The 18,715-nt window shown below is 41.1% G+C and carries 13 protein-coding genes and 1 pseudogene; 4 read left to right on the top strand and 10 right to left on the bottom strand.

Annotation, left to right across the window (positions count from 1 at the left end):
• Positions 1-74: 74 nt before the first annotated feature.
• On the bottom strand, positions 75-1,982 hold the full coding sequence (dxs, locus tag H6G28_RS04215) for a 1-deoxy-D-xylulose-5-phosphate synthase (RefSeq protein WP_190669165.1): 1,908 nt from the start codon (positions 1,980-1,982) through the stop codon (positions 75-77).
• A 245-nt stretch (positions 1,983-2,227) separates the two neighbouring features.
• Positions 2,228-2,917 (bottom strand): S-layer homology domain-containing protein, encoded by a 690-nt coding sequence (locus H6G28_RS04210; protein WP_190669164.1) that lies wholly within the window; start codon positions 2,915-2,917, stop codon positions 2,228-2,230.
• Positions 2,918-3,297: 380 nt separating this feature from the next.
• Between H6G28_RS04210 and H6G28_RS04205 the strand changes: the two genes are divergently transcribed.
• Positions 3,298-4,167, top strand: coding sequence for a TauD/TfdA dioxygenase family protein (locus tag H6G28_RS04205; protein WP_190669162.1), 870 nt, complete (start codon positions 3,298-3,300; stop codon positions 4,165-4,167).
• Positions 4,168-4,310: 143 nt separating this feature from the next.
• On the opposite strand, the gene H6G28_RS04200 is transcribed toward H6G28_RS04205, so the two are convergent.
• The 4 genes from H6G28_RS04200 to H6G28_RS04185 all read right to left on the bottom strand — a co-directional run bounded on the left by H6G28_RS04200 (position 4,311) and on the right by H6G28_RS04185 (position 10,432).
• Complete coding sequence (locus H6G28_RS04200; protein WP_190669160.1) at positions 4,311-5,570, bottom strand: alkaline phosphatase PhoX; 1,260 nt, start codon at positions 5,568-5,570, stop codon at positions 4,311-4,313.
• 154 nt (positions 5,571-5,724) lie between these two features.
• Positions 5,725-7,059 (bottom strand): alpha/beta hydrolase family protein, encoded by a 1,335-nt coding sequence (locus H6G28_RS37275; RefSeq protein ID WP_277883217.1) that lies wholly within the window; start codon positions 7,057-7,059, stop codon positions 5,725-5,727.
• Between the two features lie 426 nt (positions 7,060-7,485).
• Complete coding sequence (locus tag H6G28_RS04190; protein ID WP_396019807.1) at positions 7,486-8,217, bottom strand: hypothetical protein; 732 nt, start codon at positions 8,215-8,217, stop codon at positions 7,486-7,488.
• Between the two features lie 127 nt (positions 8,218-8,344).
• The gene (locus tag H6G28_RS04185; RefSeq protein ID WP_190669158.1) at positions 8,345-10,432 is read right to left on the bottom strand and encodes an S-layer homology domain-containing protein; all 2,088 of its coding nucleotides are present in this window, start codon (positions 10,430-10,432) and stop codon (positions 8,345-8,347) included.
• Positions 10,433-10,719: 287 nt separating this feature from the next.
• Here H6G28_RS04185 and H6G28_RS04180 point away from each other — a divergent pair, with 287 nt between their 5' ends.
• A complete protein-coding gene (locus H6G28_RS04180; RefSeq protein WP_190590369.1) occupies positions 10,720-11,592 on the top strand; it encodes an S-methyl-5'-thioadenosine phosphorylase in 873 nt (290 codons plus the stop codon).
• A 237-nt stretch (positions 11,593-11,829) separates the two neighbouring features.
• Positions 11,830-12,417 (top strand): DUF1877 family protein, encoded by a 588-nt coding sequence (locus H6G28_RS04175; RefSeq protein ID WP_190590368.1) that lies wholly within the window; start codon positions 11,830-11,832, stop codon positions 12,415-12,417.
• 55 nt (positions 12,418-12,472) lie between these two features.
• On the opposite strand, the gene H6G28_RS04170 is transcribed toward H6G28_RS04175, so the two are convergent.
• Positions 12,473-14,056 carry a mechanosensitive ion channel family protein gene (locus tag H6G28_RS04170; protein WP_190669156.1) on the bottom strand — a complete coding sequence of 528 codons (1,584 nt, stop codon included), beginning with the start codon at positions 14,054-14,056 and terminating at the stop codon, positions 12,473-12,475.
• 679 nt (positions 14,057-14,735) lie between these two features.
• On the opposite strand from H6G28_RS04170, the pseudogene H6G28_RS37930 reads away from it, so the two are divergent.
• A pseudogene (locus tag H6G28_RS37930) lies at positions 14,736-14,894 on the top strand (DUF8639 family protein); the annotation flags it as partial.
• On the opposite strand, the gene H6G28_RS04165 reads toward H6G28_RS37930, so the two are convergent.
• The 3 genes from H6G28_RS04165 to H6G28_RS04155 form a co-directional block, all read right to left on the bottom strand.
• A complete protein-coding gene (locus tag H6G28_RS04165) occupies positions 14,891-15,481 on the bottom strand; it encodes an SMI1/KNR4 family protein (protein WP_190669154.1) in 591 nt (196 codons plus the stop codon). The pseudogene H6G28_RS37930 and the gene H6G28_RS04165 overlap by 4 nt on opposite strands.
• A gap of 245 nt (positions 15,482-15,726) precedes the next feature.
• A complete protein-coding gene (locus H6G28_RS04160) occupies positions 15,727-17,571 on the bottom strand; it encodes a tetratricopeptide repeat protein (protein ID WP_190669153.1) in 1,845 nt (614 codons plus the stop codon).
• A 398-nt stretch (positions 17,572-17,969) separates the two neighbouring features.
• On the bottom strand, positions 17,970-18,647 hold the full coding sequence (locus H6G28_RS04155; RefSeq protein ID WP_190669151.1) for a Uma2 family endonuclease: 678 nt from the start codon (positions 18,645-18,647) through the stop codon (positions 17,970-17,972).
• Positions 18,648-18,715 lie beyond the last annotated feature (68 nt).

The following is an 18,715-nucleotide window of genomic DNA, read 5'->3' as shown; positions in this document are numbered from 1 at the left end:
GGACTTAACATCACACCCCACACCCTTACACCCATTCTTCACAGACAACCTTGGTGCGTCAGTCCTGTGCAGATTTAAACCACAGCAGATACTTGCTTTTGGAAGTAAGCCTGCATGACTCTTTCGGCAATTTGACGACTAGTTAAACCTAATTCTGCCTTCGATTCTTCGGGGGTAGCGTGTTCAACTAAGATATCGGGGATACCAATACGCTTGATGGGGACAACAATATCAGCGTCGAGTAAAGCTTCAGCCACAGCAGAACCAAAGCCACCCGTGACACAACCTTCTTCTAGGGTGACAACGCGACCAATTTTCTTAGCCAAGGGTAAGATTAATTCTGTATCTAATGGCTTGACAAAGCGGGCATTAATGACTGTAGCTTCAATACCATGTTCGCTGAGAATTTCTGCCGCTTGCATACTGGGGTAAACCATTGTGCCGTAGCCAACGATTAACACATCATCACCATTGCGGAGAATTTCACCCTTACCAATTTCCAAAGGTTCCCAGCCTTCTTCCATTAAGGGGACACCGTAACCATTGCCACGGGGGAAGCGCATAGCGATCGCACTGCTGGTATGATTAATGCCAGTCACAATCATCCGTTGTAATTCGGCTTCATCCTTGGGAGCCATCAACACGATGTTTGGAATGCAGCGCAAATAAGCAATATCATACATCCCTTGGTGAGTGGGGCCATCAGCACCCACAATACCTGCCCTGTCTAAACAGAAGAACACAGGCAAGTTTTGAATACAAACATCGTGAATAATTTGGTCGTAAGCCCTTTGTAAGAAGGTGGAATAAATAGCCGCCACCGGACGCATACCTTCAGATGCTAAACCTGCTGCTAAAGTGACAGCATGTTGTTCAGCAATACCCACATCTATATATTGATTAGGTAGTTTAGCTTGGAGTTTGTCTAAACCTGTACCTGTAGCCATTGCGGCTGTAATACCGATAATTTTCGGGTTTTGTTCAGCTAGTTTAACTAAGGTATGGGCAAAGACTTTGGCATAAGCCGGGGGTTTGGGTTTGCTAGAAGGAATGGCTTTGCCGGTTGTCAAGTTAAAGGGGTTTTGGGCGTGGTAGCCTACTTGGTCTTGTTCGGCTATTTCATAGCCTTTACCTTTGGTGGTGACTACATGAACTAAAACTGGCCCTTGTATTTGATGCGCCTGTTGGAAAGTTGCAATCAATTCTTCTAAATTGTGTCCATCCACTGGCCCCATATAAGTAAAGCCGAGTTCTTCAAACACCGCCCCTACTTTGGGAACCGCTAACCGCTTCATCCCTTCTTTGATGCGTCCCAACTCAGGAGACAAAGATTCACCCACGAAAGGAATTTGCTTGAATTGTTCCTCGAAGTTATCTTTGATGAATTGGACTGGCGGACTCAGGCGCATTTTGTTGAGGTAGCGAGGAATTGCACCGACGTTGGGAGAGATAGACATCTCGTTGTCGTTCAGTACTACCAGTAAGTTGGTTTTTGGCAGATGTCCAGCATGGTTAATAGCTTCTAACGCCATCCCACCTGTTAAAGCACCATCGCCAATAACTGCAACAGCTTTAAATTTTTCGCCTTTTAAATCTCTAGCTAATGCCATACCCAAGGCGGCGGAGATACTTGTAGAAGCGTGACCAGCACCAAAATGATCAAACTTGCTTTCGCAACGTTTGAGATAACCTGCAACTCCGTTTTTTTGTCTGAGGGTATGGAAGTTACTATAACGTCCTGTAAGCAATTTGTGAGGATAAGCTTGGTGTCCGACATCCCAAATAACTTTATCCTGATCTAAATCTAATGTTTGGTAAAGCCCTAGAGTTAACTCTACAACACCCAAACCTGGCCCTAAATGACCGCCTGTTGCTGCTACTGTTTGCAGGTGTTTATCTCGAATTTGGCGAGCAATTTGTTGCAGTTGCCGGATAGATAAACCGTGCAACTGATTAGGATGGGTGATTTCGCTCAGATGCATATTATAGGGTTTTCCTCTCTAATTTCTACTTCTGGTATTTTGATTTTCCCACGGTCGGGTTGCCCCCATGATGATGGGGCGTTGCAATTCTGTTACATAACCCGTTAAGAATAACAACTTACGTAATCACATATACTGCTTCGGTATGGACTTAGAAGATAAAAGTCTTTAGCTGTCAAGGTTTGACATTCCTGATACCTGTTGTTTGTGTGAGTTCTCTGAATATGGGTAAGTTACCTTGATTACTAGGGTGAAACTGTATTATCAGGCACAGTCGGAACTTCTGGTGTGTCTGGTAGTTTTTGTTGTCGTTGCAAGTATTTACTCAGCACGTAAGCCATATCTCCACGAGTCATGGGTTGCAATGGGGAAAGATTACCTTGGCTATCTGTTTTGACAAATCCTTCGGAGACGACGGTGGCGATCGCTCTTCGCGCCCATGCTGGAATTGATTTAGCATCAGGATGGGAGGCTAAAATCTCATTCACCGAATCATCATCAAATTGAAAGACACCGTAAGCTTGGGCAAATATCGCTAAAGCTTCTGCCCTGGTAACTCTTTGGTTGGGAAAAAACAAATTCCCCCGATAGCCTTTCATAATGTCTGTTTTTAAGACTATCTGAATATCGTTAAATGCGCGATTAGAAGCTGGGACATCTGCAATCACAACATTTTCTTGACTTACAGCTTGTCGTTTATCTAGCCGAAAGACTTTCACCATAATTGAGGCTAATTCTGCCCGACTTACCAATCTTTCGGGATAAAAATTACCATCTGGTGAATTGGTCATCCATTTGGCAGCAATTACCTGTTGAATGGAATCTGAGCTTGTCTGAGAAGGCGTTTCTGTTGATTGTGCCTGAACATTTACCGGAAAACTTTGAAGTAGCACAACTAAAGAAATCGTACTAAAGTACTTGCTGATATTTCTCATTATTCTTTCAGATACTCATTTATGAATACAACCAACTGCCAGACTGGTTGGAAATTCAAATCTGGGCTAGTTGAATTTCAAAACCTATGAGATGAATTTCTCATCTTGTGACGTAGGATAGTTAAGTAATGTTGCAAGGACTGACGCAGTGAGACGAAATATCAAGGGTTAGAGAGAGGGTGTAGGTAACTGTTTGGTTGACCGCCAAACAAAAAATTTGGCAGGGTTGATTTATCGACGGCTGCGTATAGAATTTGTACTGATACATACTGAATGCTATTTGTTGAGAATTGTAACTAGCGAATAAATATTTTTTAACACATCCATTCTCTTGTGTTTTTTTACCGATAGATTGAAATCAAGTGACAAGGACTAGGAAAATGCCGCAGACAGTTCAGCAGCATCATAGACTAGGTACAGAAGTTTTACAAGGTTGCAATTTGACGCAACTCACAAACCAACAAATACAAGAATTTAAACAATCTCTGTGGGCTAATGGTGTAGTTGTCCTCAGAAATCAACATTTAACAGCGTCACAATTACAGGAATTTGCTAACCGCGCTTTTGGGGAATCAGGCTTTAAGTATCTGCCTCAACCTTTAGACCCAGAGATTGACCCAGATTTACAAAGCCCTGGTGTTGGTATTTTAGGAAATCCCAAAACAAATTCTTCCGAAATTCTGGGTAAATTTGCTTGGCAATGGCATCATGACAAAGACCATCTGCCCAGAACAGCAGGTCTAGAGATGAATTCTTTGTATGTGGTGATGTTGTATGGCGTGGAAATACCAGCACAAGGAATTGATGGTCAACCCCACACCACAGAATTTCTTGATATGCTAGAAGCTTATCAAAATTTTGCGCCTGAATATCAGCGACAATTAGAGCAAATGTCAATGTATCATCTGCCACCAGGAACCTCTAAGCTAGGGGCAGATGTGCCGATGAAAAAACACCCTATTGTGTCCACTCATAAAGTCACTGGGCATAAGGGCTTATATTTAGGTTCAGATACATCCATACTGTTGGGAATGGAAGATGAATTGAGTTTGGCAAAACAGTTTTGGCACGAACTCTTTCAACAGATTTTAGAACGTACACCCGTTTATGCTCATGTTTGGCAGCCTGGAGATTTGGTTGTTTGGGATAACTCCCAAGTTATGCACGCTGGTGTTGCTTATGATGCCAGTAAGTACAAGCGTGTGGCATTGCGTGTAGGAGCAGTGGAGAGAGCATTGGCAAGGGTGTAGGGGTACAGGGGTGTATGTATCTAAAACCCTCATACCACTTCCCCTTACACCCAATCTTCATAGACAATCTTGGTGCGTAAGTCCTGTGTAGTTGAAATATTATTTATTTCAACTACACAGGTATATGCTGGGCGGGTTTAGTTTTACCAAGCGCCCCAAATTGCAAAGGTAATTCCTGGGGTCTGCATATTTACAAACATGGTTTGCCCATCAGGTGAGAAACAAACTCCAGCAAACTCTGATGTATTGAGAGCATTCCTGGCAAACTTGTAAAGACTGCCACTCGGTGTAATGCCCAAAATATGATCTGTTCCATCTCCATCTTCACAAAGGAAGATGTCACGATTGGGGAAAACAATAATATTGTCGGGATTATCTAAAAAGCCAGAATTGTTAGGTTCAATATACAGTTCAACAGTATTGTTAGTAGGTGAATAACGCCAAATTTGACCATCTCCCGTACTACCGCCACTCTTACAAGTGAAGTAGACATAACCACTACCATAAAAAATGCCTTCCCCACCGGAAAACCTGGCCGCACCTTTGTTATAACCTTCGGTTCTGACGGTATCAGTCGCAGGGTCGGGAGTATTGATTGTTACCCAATCTACTGCCTTTGGAGTATTTTTGGGGAAATTTGTAGCGGTGTTGATTCCAGATGAGCCGATAATTCTTAAGGCGTAAAGCGTACCGCCAGCACTCAGGTTGTTGGGTTGGTTGGGAATGAAGCGATAAAACAACCCATTTGGCTGGTCTTCTGTCATGTAAATATAGCCTGTGTTGGGATCTACAGCAGCAGCCTCATGGTTGAAACGCCCCATAGCTGTTAGTGGAACAGGGGTAACAAAAGTATTGGTGCTACTGGGAACTTCAAACACATAACCATGTCTTTTGCTGTTATTAGTTTCAAAGGTTTCTTCACAACTTAACCAAGACCCTGAAGGGGTAGGGCCACCAGCACAATTACGAATGGTTCCCGCCAGAACTCCTCGATGTTCCACTAGGTTACGGGAAGAATTAACCACTAATTTCGTGCAACCGCCCCTAGCATTTGTGTTGTATTTCCTGTTATTGGGTGCATTCAAACCATTACTAGAGGTTGGAGAAAGTTCATGGTTGCGAATCAGAATTGTATTACCATTGGCTCCAGCAAAAGCAGCCATACCGTCATGACCACCGGGAACTCTGTTGCCGTCAGTCATTGTTTGCCCTGTTTCTGATAATCTTCTGTAAGAAAATCCCGCAGGTAAATCTAGGACACCTAAAGGATCTGGTTGTAAAGCACCGTAAGGCCCGGCTGCTAATGTGCGCTGGGCGTAAAAAGCTTGTAATGGTGATAAGAGAACAGCACCTGCTGTTCCTGTTCCGGCTAAGGTAAAAAATTTACGTCTGGAAAATTTCACAGTGTTCTCCTGAATTATGAATGAATTGTCTGCTACTCAGGAGTTATAAGCGATTGATGTTAAGAGACACCTAAGATAACCTTATAAAAGCTAGATAAAACCCTGTTAAAAATGAAAAGCCCGCCTGTAGCGGGCTATCGGGGACTTGTGAGATTTAAACTGTGACGAAATAGTTAGCACTCAAGCTGAGGTTGGTGGAACCTTGAATAATCGCTACCAATTCCAGACTGTTTTCGTTGAGGAATAGGGCTGTACCTGTGGGTAAACCCGTGGGTACAGATCCCAAGCTGTAGCTAGATTTGGAGCCTGATAATTGGATGATATCTTCTAGGGCATTGAAATCGGTGATTAAGGCATAGTCACTTAGACCAGAGGTGCTGGTATTACCATCGCTGTAGAAAATACCTGTGGTAGCACCAACCACAAAGCGATCGCTCCCTATACTACCCGTTAAGCGGTCAATTTCGCCCAAACCTCTACCAGTTGAGGCATCTGCGCCTGTTAGTATATCGTTGCCGTCATCACCAAACAAGCGATCGCTCCCCGTACCACCAAAGACTGAATCATTACCGCGTCCACCATTAATGCGATCGCTCCCACTATCGCCATAAAGCAAATCATTACCGTCGCCACCTGTAATCCGGTCATTGCCAGCGTTGCCGCGAATGGTATCATTAGCCGCACCACCAGACAGCACATCATTGCCAGTAGTACCAACCAGATTGAGTGCAGCAATTACTTGATTGTTTTTGGTGCTGTTATAGTTCTCGCCCAGAAATCCGGCATTTAGTACGGTGTTCAAGTTCAACAGAGTACCGTTGGACTGGGTAAAGCTATTGCCTTGGAGTAATTGTGTATACAAAGTATGGGCGTAACTGTGATTACCCACAAAACTAATTTGTCCTGGTTGAAACAGGTCATTCCAGTTAATGTAGAGGTCTAGGGTAGCGAGTCTGGCATCGTAGCCCAGGGTTTCACTAGTATGTATGGCTGTAACGCGAGTTGCATCGGTGGGATCTAAGCGATCGCCTACTGCTGCGCCTTCAAAATTCGGCCCGGCTGGATCTAAGCCCACAATTTGTCCGATGGAACTTCCCGTAGCTGCACGATAAGCCGTACCAGCAAACCCCGCTACATGCGCTCCTAAACTATGTCCAATCAAGTTAACATCACTTGGAGCTACACCGCGACTTCTTAAATAGGTAGCCAACTGATTCCCGACATCCCGCGTGTTACCAGCCGCAGTTGGATAATACAAGGAACTTGCGCCAGCTTCCCAATCTACCAAAATAATGTTTGCATTCGACTCGCGCTGCCGAATGGTTTGGGCAATGTTGACTACCCAATCTGCGGGTTGGTAGTTATTCCCAGCATTGCCAGCCGTACTTTGATAGCCGTGAATAATAGTATATGTCGGCTCACTAGAATTAATTATTCCTGAACGGTTAATAGAACCGTTTCCCCACACATTAAAAGTAACTTGAACCATAGGAAAAATGTTTGTTTTTTGGGCATAATTTTTTGACAGCAAAAATTCACTTATTTGATTGCAGAAATTTCCGCAATCAAATAAATGTCAGATGACAAATTATTTGTTGTGACTGAATTGATAAAAATGATTTTCTGGATTTTTTAAATCTTGGTAGAGACGTTACTATTGCAATAACATCTCTACCAAGATTTTTATTTCAATTCAGAAATTTAAATAATTGAAAAACTGATTTTGCTATAGCTAAGTTAAGCTGATTACTTAATTTTTGAGTAAAAATCAGTATAAATATAATTTAAAATTAGATAAACTTTTATTTATGGTTGCCAGTGCGATCGCCAATTTAATATCCAAAAAATAATAGATTAATTTTTTTTTCAAAAATTAATCCTAAAAACATTTGGTTAGTTTTTGCGGTTTTGAGATTTACCAACTTTGTTCAAGTTGTTTATTAGTAGACACCCGTTGCGGCTTTTCGTTAGAAATGGCCTTCAGTTTAGAGGTAAATGACTCGGAGCGATCGCTTGTTTCAGGGGTAAAGCGGTCAATTGGGGGATGATTAACGGTAGATGGCAGTAATTTGGGCTGATTGTCAGAATTTGCTGAAAAATTATGAGGCAGGACTGGTGAAGAAGTCACCCTAGATTTAGTTTCTGTGGCGGGGAGAGTTAAAGTTGATGATGCCAAAATGTTTTTGACACGTTCACTTTCGCTACGGCTAGAGGCGGTTCCTGTGCGTTTGTAGCTGGGTTCAAATTCCGCCTCAACCGAATATGTAGAATTATTTACTGCCAAATTGGCAACATTCGCTACATTTTCTGAGTTACCATCTTCTTGTGCAGGTGGTAATGCTGGCGTGTTGAGGGCAGTTAAAATTTCTGGGAATTTGCTGCAAATTAGGCGTTCAAATTCCATGTTGAAATGATAAATTGCCTGTTGCCGTCGTTGCCAAAATGCCAGGATTTGCTGGACAGAAATCGCTTTATAACGACCTTGATACAAAGCTTCAATGACTGCTAAGTGCAGCCAATCAAGGGGATATTGATTTTGCCAACGGTAAACTAACTCAGTTGCACTATAGCCACTGAGGTCAAAACTGTAATGAATTAGGAGGGCTGCTGCTAATTCAGCAGCTGTTTCTGGCGTTTTGGTAAACATGGGACTATTGGCTTGAGGCAATAGGTGTAAATTTTCGACCCATCGCCTATAGCCTAGTGTGTTTTTAGCTATAGGGTTGGTCACCAAGGTTTCCAAGTTAATCAGCAATGTTTTTCATTTTACTTGGTCAACCCTTGGCTGTCGAAACAATATAGGGCGAATTAAGATTTGCGGTGCGGTTAATAGCTACTAAGGCTTGATAAACCATTGCAGCCACCTCCGCCCTTGTGGCTTCGCGGGTGGGGGCGAGTAAATTAGGCTTGGGATAGTTGACAACGATACGTTGTTGTGTAGCCGTTGCCACAGCTTTTTGGGCATATTCAGGAATAGTATTACTGTCAGTGTAAGGCAGTAATAGATTGCTTTGGGCGGCGGGTAAACCCAGACCATTCACGAGGGAAACAATTACCTGTAACCTTTGGACATTTTGATCGGGGCGGAAAGTGCGATCGCTAAATCCACTCACAAAACCACCACTAGCAGCAATTTGTAAAGCTTTGTAAGCCCAAAAATTCTGGGGAACATCAATAAATTCAATGGAAGGGCGTTTAGGAGTCGGGTTAAAAGCCGCCGCCACTAAAGCTGCATATTGGGCGCGAGTCATGGGTTTATCTGGTTGGTAGCTACCATCAGCAAAACCTTGGGTTAAATTCAGACTGGCTAAGGTGCGAATGAATGGTTCCGCCCAATGTCCAACTAAGTCGGTAAATGTCGGCACTTCGGCATCAGGGCTGACAATATAAGGCGAGGCGATCGCTTTTTCTTTGCTATTAGCAACCAACGCCTGATATAGTAAGGCGGCTATCTCGCCGCGTGTAATTTCCCGCAGAGGTTCTAATAAATCCGATTGGGGATAATTAACAATAATTAATTTTTGGGTGGCGACGGCGACAGCATTAGTAGCATAACTGGGAATTTGGGCGCGATCGCGGTAGACACTCAACACATTAGAATTACCTCCGGTAAATTTTAAACCGTTCACAATTGATACAATCGCCTGTACCCTTGTGAGATTATTTCCAGGGCGAAATGTGCCATCAGGAAAACCGCTAATAAATCCGGCTGTCGCTGCACTAAAAATAGCTGGTGCTGCCCAAAAATCAGGTTTGACATCAGTAAATTTACTACCTTGGCTACTGCTGGGTAACTGAAAGGTTTTCGCCAACACCGCCGCATATTGGGCGCGGGTAATGGGTGCATTCGGCCTAAATGTGCCATCAGGAAAGCCGCTAATTGCCCCTCGACTGACTAAGGCTTCCACAAACACCGCCGCCCAATGTCCCGCCAAATCAGGAAAACTGCTACTCCCGGTAACTAATCTCGGACTATCTTCGGTGGCGGCGACAAAATTAACTTGTCCTTTGACAAAGGTGGGGTTTAATTGATTACCCGCAGAAACTAAAGGCTGGGCGGCTGCATTTTGTAAATCAAACTCGCCATTTTCTTGAAAGATATTCGCCCCAGCATCTTGGCTATTACCCAAATCTGGGACAGCATTAGCATTAACCAACAAGCCACCTTGGGCATTTTTACTGATGAGATTTTGCCGTAATACCGGACGGGCATCACGAGAAAGGGCGATCGCAGTCCGATTCTCTGATAACTTATTATTGGCAATTAATGGCGCGGCTGAGTCTGTAATCGCTATCCCCAAAGGATTTTTTTGAAAAGTGTTGCGTAATATCTCCCCTTTACTATTCCGCGCCATAAACAACCCACTGGCAGCATTTTGGACAAACACATTATCTAAAATGGCGGGTTTGGCATTGCCGGTAATAAATATTCCTTCTCGTCCACAACCACTCAAAGTATTGTTAGCTAAATAAGGATTTGATGACTCTATCCATACCCCAGTACCTTTAGCATTGGGATTTGTCACACTCACACCCATCAAACTGGCATCACCCAGCAACAACAACGTAATATTCTGGATGCTAAAAGTCGGGCTTTGATATTCACCCCCGCCAGAAATGACAATTCCTGCACCTTTATTCAGTTCATTACCAATGACTGTTACCCCCGCAGTTAACACCAAGGGAAACTGTTCACCGTTAGCCGCGCTGTATGTCCCTGGTGACAGCTGAATAATTATCGGTGTTGTGGTTCTTAAAGCACGGGTGAGGCTTCTAAACGGGCTCAACCTTGAACCATCATTAGTATCTTTCCCCGTTATAGGGTTGACATAGAGTGTGGCCACGAGGGTGGAATTTACCATTGGTTGTTGAGATGCAAGTGTTTAAACGTCACGGCAGAATCATAACTTAGTTGTAGCCGCAATCTTCAAAGCATCATAGCTGTCGTAAATATACCGACGTAGCACCATTAGTCGCAAGTAGTTGAGGTGATATCTTGATGATTTCAGGATTAGGCGTAAGGATTTAGGGGAGATGATGAAAATTTCTCTTTACTCCTTTGCGCCTCTGCGTGAGACAAAATATTTTCTGGCTAAGTTCTACACCTGTGTAAAATAACTAGGCAGATCAGCAACAGGTATCAAAAAATATGGTTAACCCTAAGATTGGCATTATTGGTGGTAGTGGACTATATAAAATGGCCGCCTTGCAGAATGTAGAAGAAGTGCAAATCGAAACTCCCTTCGGTTCCCCTTCCGATGCTGTAATTGTGGGGACACTCGAAGGAACCCAGGTAGCTTTTTTGGCACGTCACGGGCGCAATCACACCTTATTACCTTCCGAATTACCTTTTCGTGCCAACATCTATGCAATGAAAAAATTGGGTGTAGAGTATTTAATTTCGGCTAGTGCGGTGGGTTCATTAAAAGCCGAAGCCAAACCATTAGATATGGTAATACCAGACCAGTTTATCGATCGCACAAAAAATCGCATTTCCACCTTTTTTGGCGAAGGAATTGTGGCTCATATTGCCTTTGGTGATCCGATTTGTCACAATTTAGCTGGAATTTTAGCAGAAGCGATCGCATCTCTCAATTTACCAGATGTCACCCTACATCGCGGCGGCACATATATCTGTATGGAAGGGCCAGCATTTTCCACCAAAGCCGAATCTAACCTGTACCGCAGTTGGGGTGCAACAGTAATTGGGATGACCAACTTACCAGAAGCCAAATTAGCCAGAGAAGCCGAAATTGCCTACGCAACCTTAGCACTAGTCACAGACTACGATTGTTGGCATCCAGATCATGATAGCGTCACCGTCGAGATGGTAATTGGTAACTTGCAACGCAACGCCGTCAACGCCCAAAAAGTCATACAAGAAACTGTCCGCCGTTTGAGTGAAAATCCCCCACCCAGCGACGCACACACAGCCTTAAAATATGCAATTTTGACTCAATTAGATAAAGCGCCAACAGCAACGAAAGAAAAATTACATCTATTGTTACACAAGTACTTATAAATGTGGTTTGGGTGAAGCGCAGTGCAACCCAACCTTGTATATTGAGGGACGTAATGAGTAATGAATAATGAGTAATGAGTTAGAACTTTACTTATTACTCATTACTTAATACTTATGGCGTACCTCACTTACTCCAAAAATGTTGTAAGTCTCGGTGTTGGGAACAACTAGAATGGGATGATAAGAAATTTCGTAGTCTGCGGCTTAAATACAATCCTGGAATAATGGATGATTTGTATGTCTATTGAACTAAGCCTGATCAAAGTTAATTACAAGACACTCCATGACATTGAATCATTTTTAATTCAATGGAATGATAACTATGATGGAGAAACTCATGAATCTTTTGAAGTTAATAACGGTTTGCCAGAAGTATTATCTTTTCTGTTAACTGGTTCAACTGACATATCAGCAGCATGGTTCAGTGATTCTCCATTCTTAGTCCAAGAAATATCAATACCGAACTATGGAAATCTTCTACTAGTCGATGCTTTAGCTGGCGGAATATGTTTAAAATCATTGCGTTCTCATGGACTTGTAGCAATTTGTTTAACAGTTGAACAGGTTCAGGAAGTTGCTCAAGCTTTGTCTAAAATTTCTCAAGAAGATTTAGCATCACGTTGGGATGCTTTGAACTTATTCGCCAATGCAGAACGTCGTAAAATAATTGGTGGTTTGGAGAAGTTGCAACCAAACTTTAGGAACTTAGAACAGTCTGTGGAGAACATTGAAGATTTTTCAGAATATTTTATCAACGAATTTGTTGCTTATTATATTGATGCTGCTCAAAATAATATGGGAATTGTAATTCTTGATTGTACTTAGTCAAAATTTACTCTTGTTGGGTTTCACTTTGTTCCACCCAACCTACTAACTATGATTAATTTTTAGCAAAACCGCAAAGTTCAATTTCTGCCTGATTAAAATTATCCTTCAATATCTTACGCAACACACGCTGAATGTGTAGGTGTTTTCCTGGCTTAACTTTTGTCAGCGTCAGCAACAATAAGTTATCCTCACCAAAATGTTCTATTCCTGCTACTCGCGTTGGTTCTAAAACATCAGCTTCTTGGGCTTGTAACTGCTGTCCTACTTTTTCCACTACTCGATATACATGATCTAAATTAGAGTCGTAAGCAACACTAAATTCTACTCTTGCATATATATATTGCTTAGAAAAGTTGATAATTGAACCTATATCTCCATTCCGAATAATCTGCAATTGTCCATCGGGATGGCGGACATGAGTAGTTCGCAGTTCAATGGCTTCAACAATTCCCTCCACGCTTCTTTCTTCCATTTTCCCGGCTTCTATATAATCACCTACCAAATAATAGTTTTCAAATAAAATCAAAAATCCACACACAACATCATTAATCAGATTTTGCGCCCCTAGCCCGACTGCTATACCCACAATTCCCGCACCTGCTAATATGGGCGCAGGATCAATGCCAATTAGTTTCAGGATAGTTACTCCAGCAGTAAAATAAATAAAATATTTGGCGAAACTCCGAATTAAGGGAATCAGTGTCAGCCGTTTTTGTCGCTGTGAGTCGTTGAAATCTGTGGTTCTTAAATAGAACTCATCTAGTAAAAAGTAAGCAACTTCTATCAAAGTATTGCTGAGAAAGAAAACCCCAATAATTTGAACAACTCTAGGAGTATACTCACTTATCCACGCAATAGGTTCTATTTCCGGGAGAACGAGATTGACAATTCCCACATAAAGGACATATTCTAAACATTTTTTAAATAGGGGAATTAAGTGGCGTAACCGTTCATATAATCGCAGTAGATTATTAGAATGAGAAAACTTGAGACTGAGCGCATCAAGAGTATCAACAATAGTTGCAACAGCTTTAACAATTAATAACCCAACTGAAATAGTAATATATATTTTTAAAGCAATAAATAGATATTTAGTAACAATTGCGGGAAGATACAAAAAATTAGCGCATAAAATAGCAGTAGCTATCCATGCACTATGGATAATAATTCTTTTTAAAGTTTGGAAAAAAGCCTCGACACTTTCATCATTGGCTTTGATTTGATCGACTTTCTTCGCGTAGTCAGAAACCCAGTCTATGCCACGGCTTAAAGGTGGGATACTAAATTTGACTAGCAATAGCAAACTGATAGTTTTTAAACTTGCACTGACCAGATTTACCCAAAATTGTGTAGGAAGACTGCGAATCAGATTAAGTTGAAATTCTTGAACATTTTCACCCCGGTAAATTATCATTCCATTCACACCAACCAGCGCCAAACACAGCGCCACGGAAATCAGCATTAAAATTCTGCTAATACTCCGACGTAAGAAGGTGATGTTTGCAGTTCTTTCTTGCAGCCAAGCAACTCTATTTAACTGTTTAAAGATGATGCCAATTAGCAAGTTTAATAGCCAAAAAAGAACTAATACAAATATGACTTCACCAATAATAATTGCTATGTTTGCTATATTCATTTTTGAATAGGATTATCTAAGAACAAGAAAATGAAATTAGTTAGATACGCAAGGGTTTAAAATTTTTTGGTATCTCTTTGTACAAAAAAACTTACTTTTACTCTTGAGAAATACGTAAAAGTATACTCAACATTTTTTAATCTCTCTGACTTTGTATAAAAATGCAAGGACACTTATACCAATTTAATATGAAGACGCATATAAAAATCAATTACCCCCCTTAATCCCCCCTTGGAAAGCTTTCAAGGGCAGGCTTTTTTTATTAGACAAATTTTTGGGCTTTTAAAACCAAAATTATTGTCTGAACAGTTAAAACTACGTTTCATAATTGAGAATATTCTCAACTATTTATCGAAGGTTTAAAAACCTGCCCTTGAAAGCCCTTGGAAAGGGGGGAAATAAGAGAATCTAGTTCCCTCCCCTTTATAAGGGGAGGGTTAGGGAGGGGTAAAATACTGTGCAGCTTCACATAAAATTGGTATTAAGACATTTAAGACAGTTTAGCCTAATCAATCATTAAAACAAATTATTTATTTATTTTTTGTAGTTTTATACTTATATACCAATACGGTTCAGTTAAGAGAATAGTAGGTTGGGTGTAGCGATCGCGTAACCCAACAAAGTATGCGTGAATGTTGGTTTCCGTTCCTCCACCCAACCTACACCTAAATAATTTACTGTACAATCTCAGACAGAGAAAGATAAATTACAAGCAAACAATAATTTAGCGATAAATCAAGAAATTTCAGCAGAAAAAATTCTCTTTCCTCATTGTTTACGTACTGCTACAAATGGAATTAAATGTAAAGGTATTTGTGTCGCTGACAGTGATTATTAAGGTATACCGCCTACTCCTCTTGTAGTGAGCATTTCCCAAAAAGACCGATAACGTTTAACTCCAGGAATATGATCACTAAATAACCAAGCTTCCCATTCTTGATTATGAGTCACTTGGGGGTTGAGTAAAATAACTTCACCATCTAACACATCACTAATTTGTAGCGTTGTTTGTAGATATTCTACACGTATATCTTGTTCTAAATTTTTTCCATATATCAAGTATTGCTCATCAGATATAGGTGGTAAACTTCTCAAGCTTTGTGTCCAGATGTCAATCCAGTTCTGATGCTCAACAAAAAACCAGTCTAGTTCTTTAGCCATCCGTAATCTTAAAACTCCTGGATATTCAGGCCAGCCATTTGTAACCTTTAAAAATTCCCGGTAAGATGAGGGTAATTTTATCCTCAAACGAGCTTCAGTAGCAGTAATTTCTTTTTCTGATGCTCTTGGTAAACCTAACCATTCTGATTGAATCGCTTCATCTGAAAAATCTACGAACGTCCAATATATTTCCCCATTTTCGTAATTATCAAGCACTTTTTTACTTTCTTTTTTCAGGAAGGAATACCAATTAAAATTATTCATAATTTAACTATCTGTTTAATATAAAAAATACTAAATCTATCTGGGAGCATCCGACTTTTTTATTTATATGTCATTGCGAGGAACGAAGCAATCGCAAAATCTTATACCAATTCGCAATTCACAATTAAGAAATCTAGCTTCAGTAAGACTTCCTGATTTCTATCTGTCGCATTCTTCTTTCAAATTGGTATAACTCGATAAGTTCTGAGCCAATTTTTCTTCCTTGTCTACCTTGTCCTTGTTGTTCACATATCTTGTTGATATGTCGTTAATAATGCAGGGATATGATCATAACCATCCACACCAATGATTGCGATGATTTTAGGGCGGTGTTGTTGTAACAGATTTTGAAATGATTCTTTGCCGATTTGTCCTTGCAAAATTGTTAATAAACCTGCTGGTTGTTTCCATTCACTAGAAGCAATCTGCTCTAAAAGATACATACCTAAACTGCCAGTGTAAATGGCTTTTTCAGCATTTTGTAATTGATAATAAGCTTCGGCTAAGTATGCTAAATTCCGCCCTTGTAAATACAAGTCTCCCGCAGTTTGGGCTGTTTTAAAACCATCTTCTAAATATTTAATTGCGGTTTCGGGTTGATCAATTACTAAATAAGCAATGCCTAAACTACTCAAACACAAAGCTTTACTTTGGATATCACCTAATCTTTCTAATAACTTTAAACCCTGTTCTAAATAATTAATGGGCATCTCATAAGTTTCTGGTTCAACTTGTTCTAGTTGTTGTGCTTGCATAACTTCGCTGTAACCGAGATTTACCAAGGCGTTGGCTTCACCATTGCGATCGCCTGCTTGCCGACTCAAGATTAAGGCGCGTTGGCTATAATTAATCGCCTCGCTATAATCTTTTTCTTGTACATAAGTCCGGCTAAGGTGGTTGAGGTTGGCAATTTCACAGGGGCGATCGCTGGCATTTCTGGCTATCTCTAATGCTTGCAGATGAAAGTTAATCGAACGCTGATATTGTCCTAAAGCTCGTTGCGAATAACCCAAAAGTGTCAAAATTCTGGCTTTTTCTTGGGTTCCTTCCACTTGGCGCAAGGGTTCATCTAAATAATCTAAGGCGTTTCTTAAATAACTCCCCGAAAATGAGGCAAATATCCCACCATAAAGGGGAAAATAAGGACGTTGGGCAAAGTTTCGCAGAATTTGCAACATCATTTGCGAACCTGCATTACCAAATCTCGCCGCCGTATTACCAAAACCACTGGCTAACTGACTCCAAATCACCGCAAAGGTCAAATAAGTCGAAATTGATAATTTTGAGCCTGCTTGCACATTATATGGTTGTTGGTCAAACCAGTTAACTAAACCACGTTGCAAATACTGTAATATCAACGCTAATTCTACCCAGTCACCCAGGGTCACATTGCTTTGCTGTTCGGCAAATTCAATTGCAGATTGTCCCAAAGCTAAAGTCCGAAAGAATCCATAGGGAAACTCACTGTTAACTTTCTTTGCCCAAGTTGCCCAAGGGCCGTTTTCTCCTGGTACGCCGCCAAATCCCAAGTCTCGATTTTGTTCGTACATCCAACTAATCAAGTGGTCTTGGAGTCTTTGCCAAGAAGCTAAACCGCGAGTAATCCCTTGTGATATTTGGTCAATATCAGGATCTAATTGAGCAAATTGTTGTAAACCTTTGGCTAACTGCTGTAATTGTGATGAATTGAGTGGGTGTTTTTGATTGGGATCTGTGAAACGCAACAATGTAGCGAGGCGTTCATCTGTAGAAGCTGTGGTAATTTCTCGCACTGCTGTAGCGATCGCTTCTATGGCTTTGTTTTGTTCTGCATAACGTTGCCATTGATTTTGAATTGTTTTAATTGCTCTCAGGCTGCGGTTAGCTTTGGCTTTTTTAAGTTCATCCTGTTCGCTATCTACCTGATTTTGGATGATACTCAAGCGATCGCTCAATGCCAACTCAAATATTTCCCCCGTTCCCGATGTAATATTTTTTTGCAACATCTGGTACACCATCTCCACCGAACTAACTTTGCCCTGGAGGGTGAGTTGAACAATTTCGTCAATTAAAGCGAGGTAGCGATCGCGCAATGGCAGAGAGTCTGACACTTTAGCTTGGGGATAACTTTACACTAATTTCCATTCTAATGTGAGGCGCAGAAGTCAGAAAAAATTTACGGCATAATTGCGAGGAAGTCTTACGGCGCAAACCATTGTTCAAAAATACACACAAGTTTCTTCATTAGCAATGTTAATGCTTCAACTCGCATTGTTTATGTGACAGATTGCATCGTTAATGTGACGACTCGCGTTGCTAATGCCTTGACTCGCATTGTTTATGTGACGACTTGCATCGTTAATGTGACGAGTCGCGTTGTTAATGCTTCGACTTGTAAAAATAATTTATTTTACTGCGATGGCAAATTAAGTACTCACACAGCATTAATTACACACATTCTCTTGCTGTTGCCCGTTCCCTGTAAAGAGTTTCCTACCTCCACGTTGGTTTATTCAGCAGATATTGTCCCTCCGGCTTGGAAAATCTGCTCAACTGTTAAATTCAAATCAGGGAAAGTTGGGGATTGAATGCGATCGCCTTGCCGAAACTTGTTAATTTGATACTCACCATCTTCTAAGCTGCAAACTAAGATTGTTGGTTGTTTGGGTTTACCAATATACTCTCTGCTACCCAACGCCGCATAATCTAAAATCCAGTATTCAGGAATTCCCATTTCTTCATAGTCAGCAAATTTTTTGTGATAATCATCACGCCAGTTTGTGAGGCAGTGCGTTGGACGGGTTTCCCGGCTTGAAGCAACTGCCGTGCTGACTACTTCAACTACTAAGGGAATAGATGCTGCTTGACTCACAGTAGATTTCTTTTTCCACAGTGGTTCATTAACTAAATTTGGCTGATTTAATAACAGGATATCTGGTGAGTAAGCTGATTCACTTGCCAACGGTTTTACGAACACTGTTTTTGGGATGAGATAGGGTAAATTTAACCTGTCTGATTCTACACTTAGCTTTCTCACCAAAAATCCGATAATCTCTTCATGATCGCCTGTTGGGGGTGGCATTTCAACTATTACTCCATCGTGTAATTCATAGAGTTTACCTGAGTCGTCTGGATATTGAGCAACGAATTCATCGAAGGTAACTACTTTGGTTAGGTATTGAGTCATGTATTTAATATTTAATGCCGCATATTAAATATTTTAAGTCTGAAATTCGACGCAAATACAGCAGATAC

It is taken from the genome of Nostoc sp. FACHB-190, assembly GCF_014696905.1.
Lineage (GTDB): Bacteria > Cyanobacteriota > Cyanobacteriia > Cyanobacteriales > Nostocaceae > Nostoc_B.
Note: the sequence above shows the minus strand (reverse complement) of the source record. Positions and strands in the feature narration are given on the sequence as shown.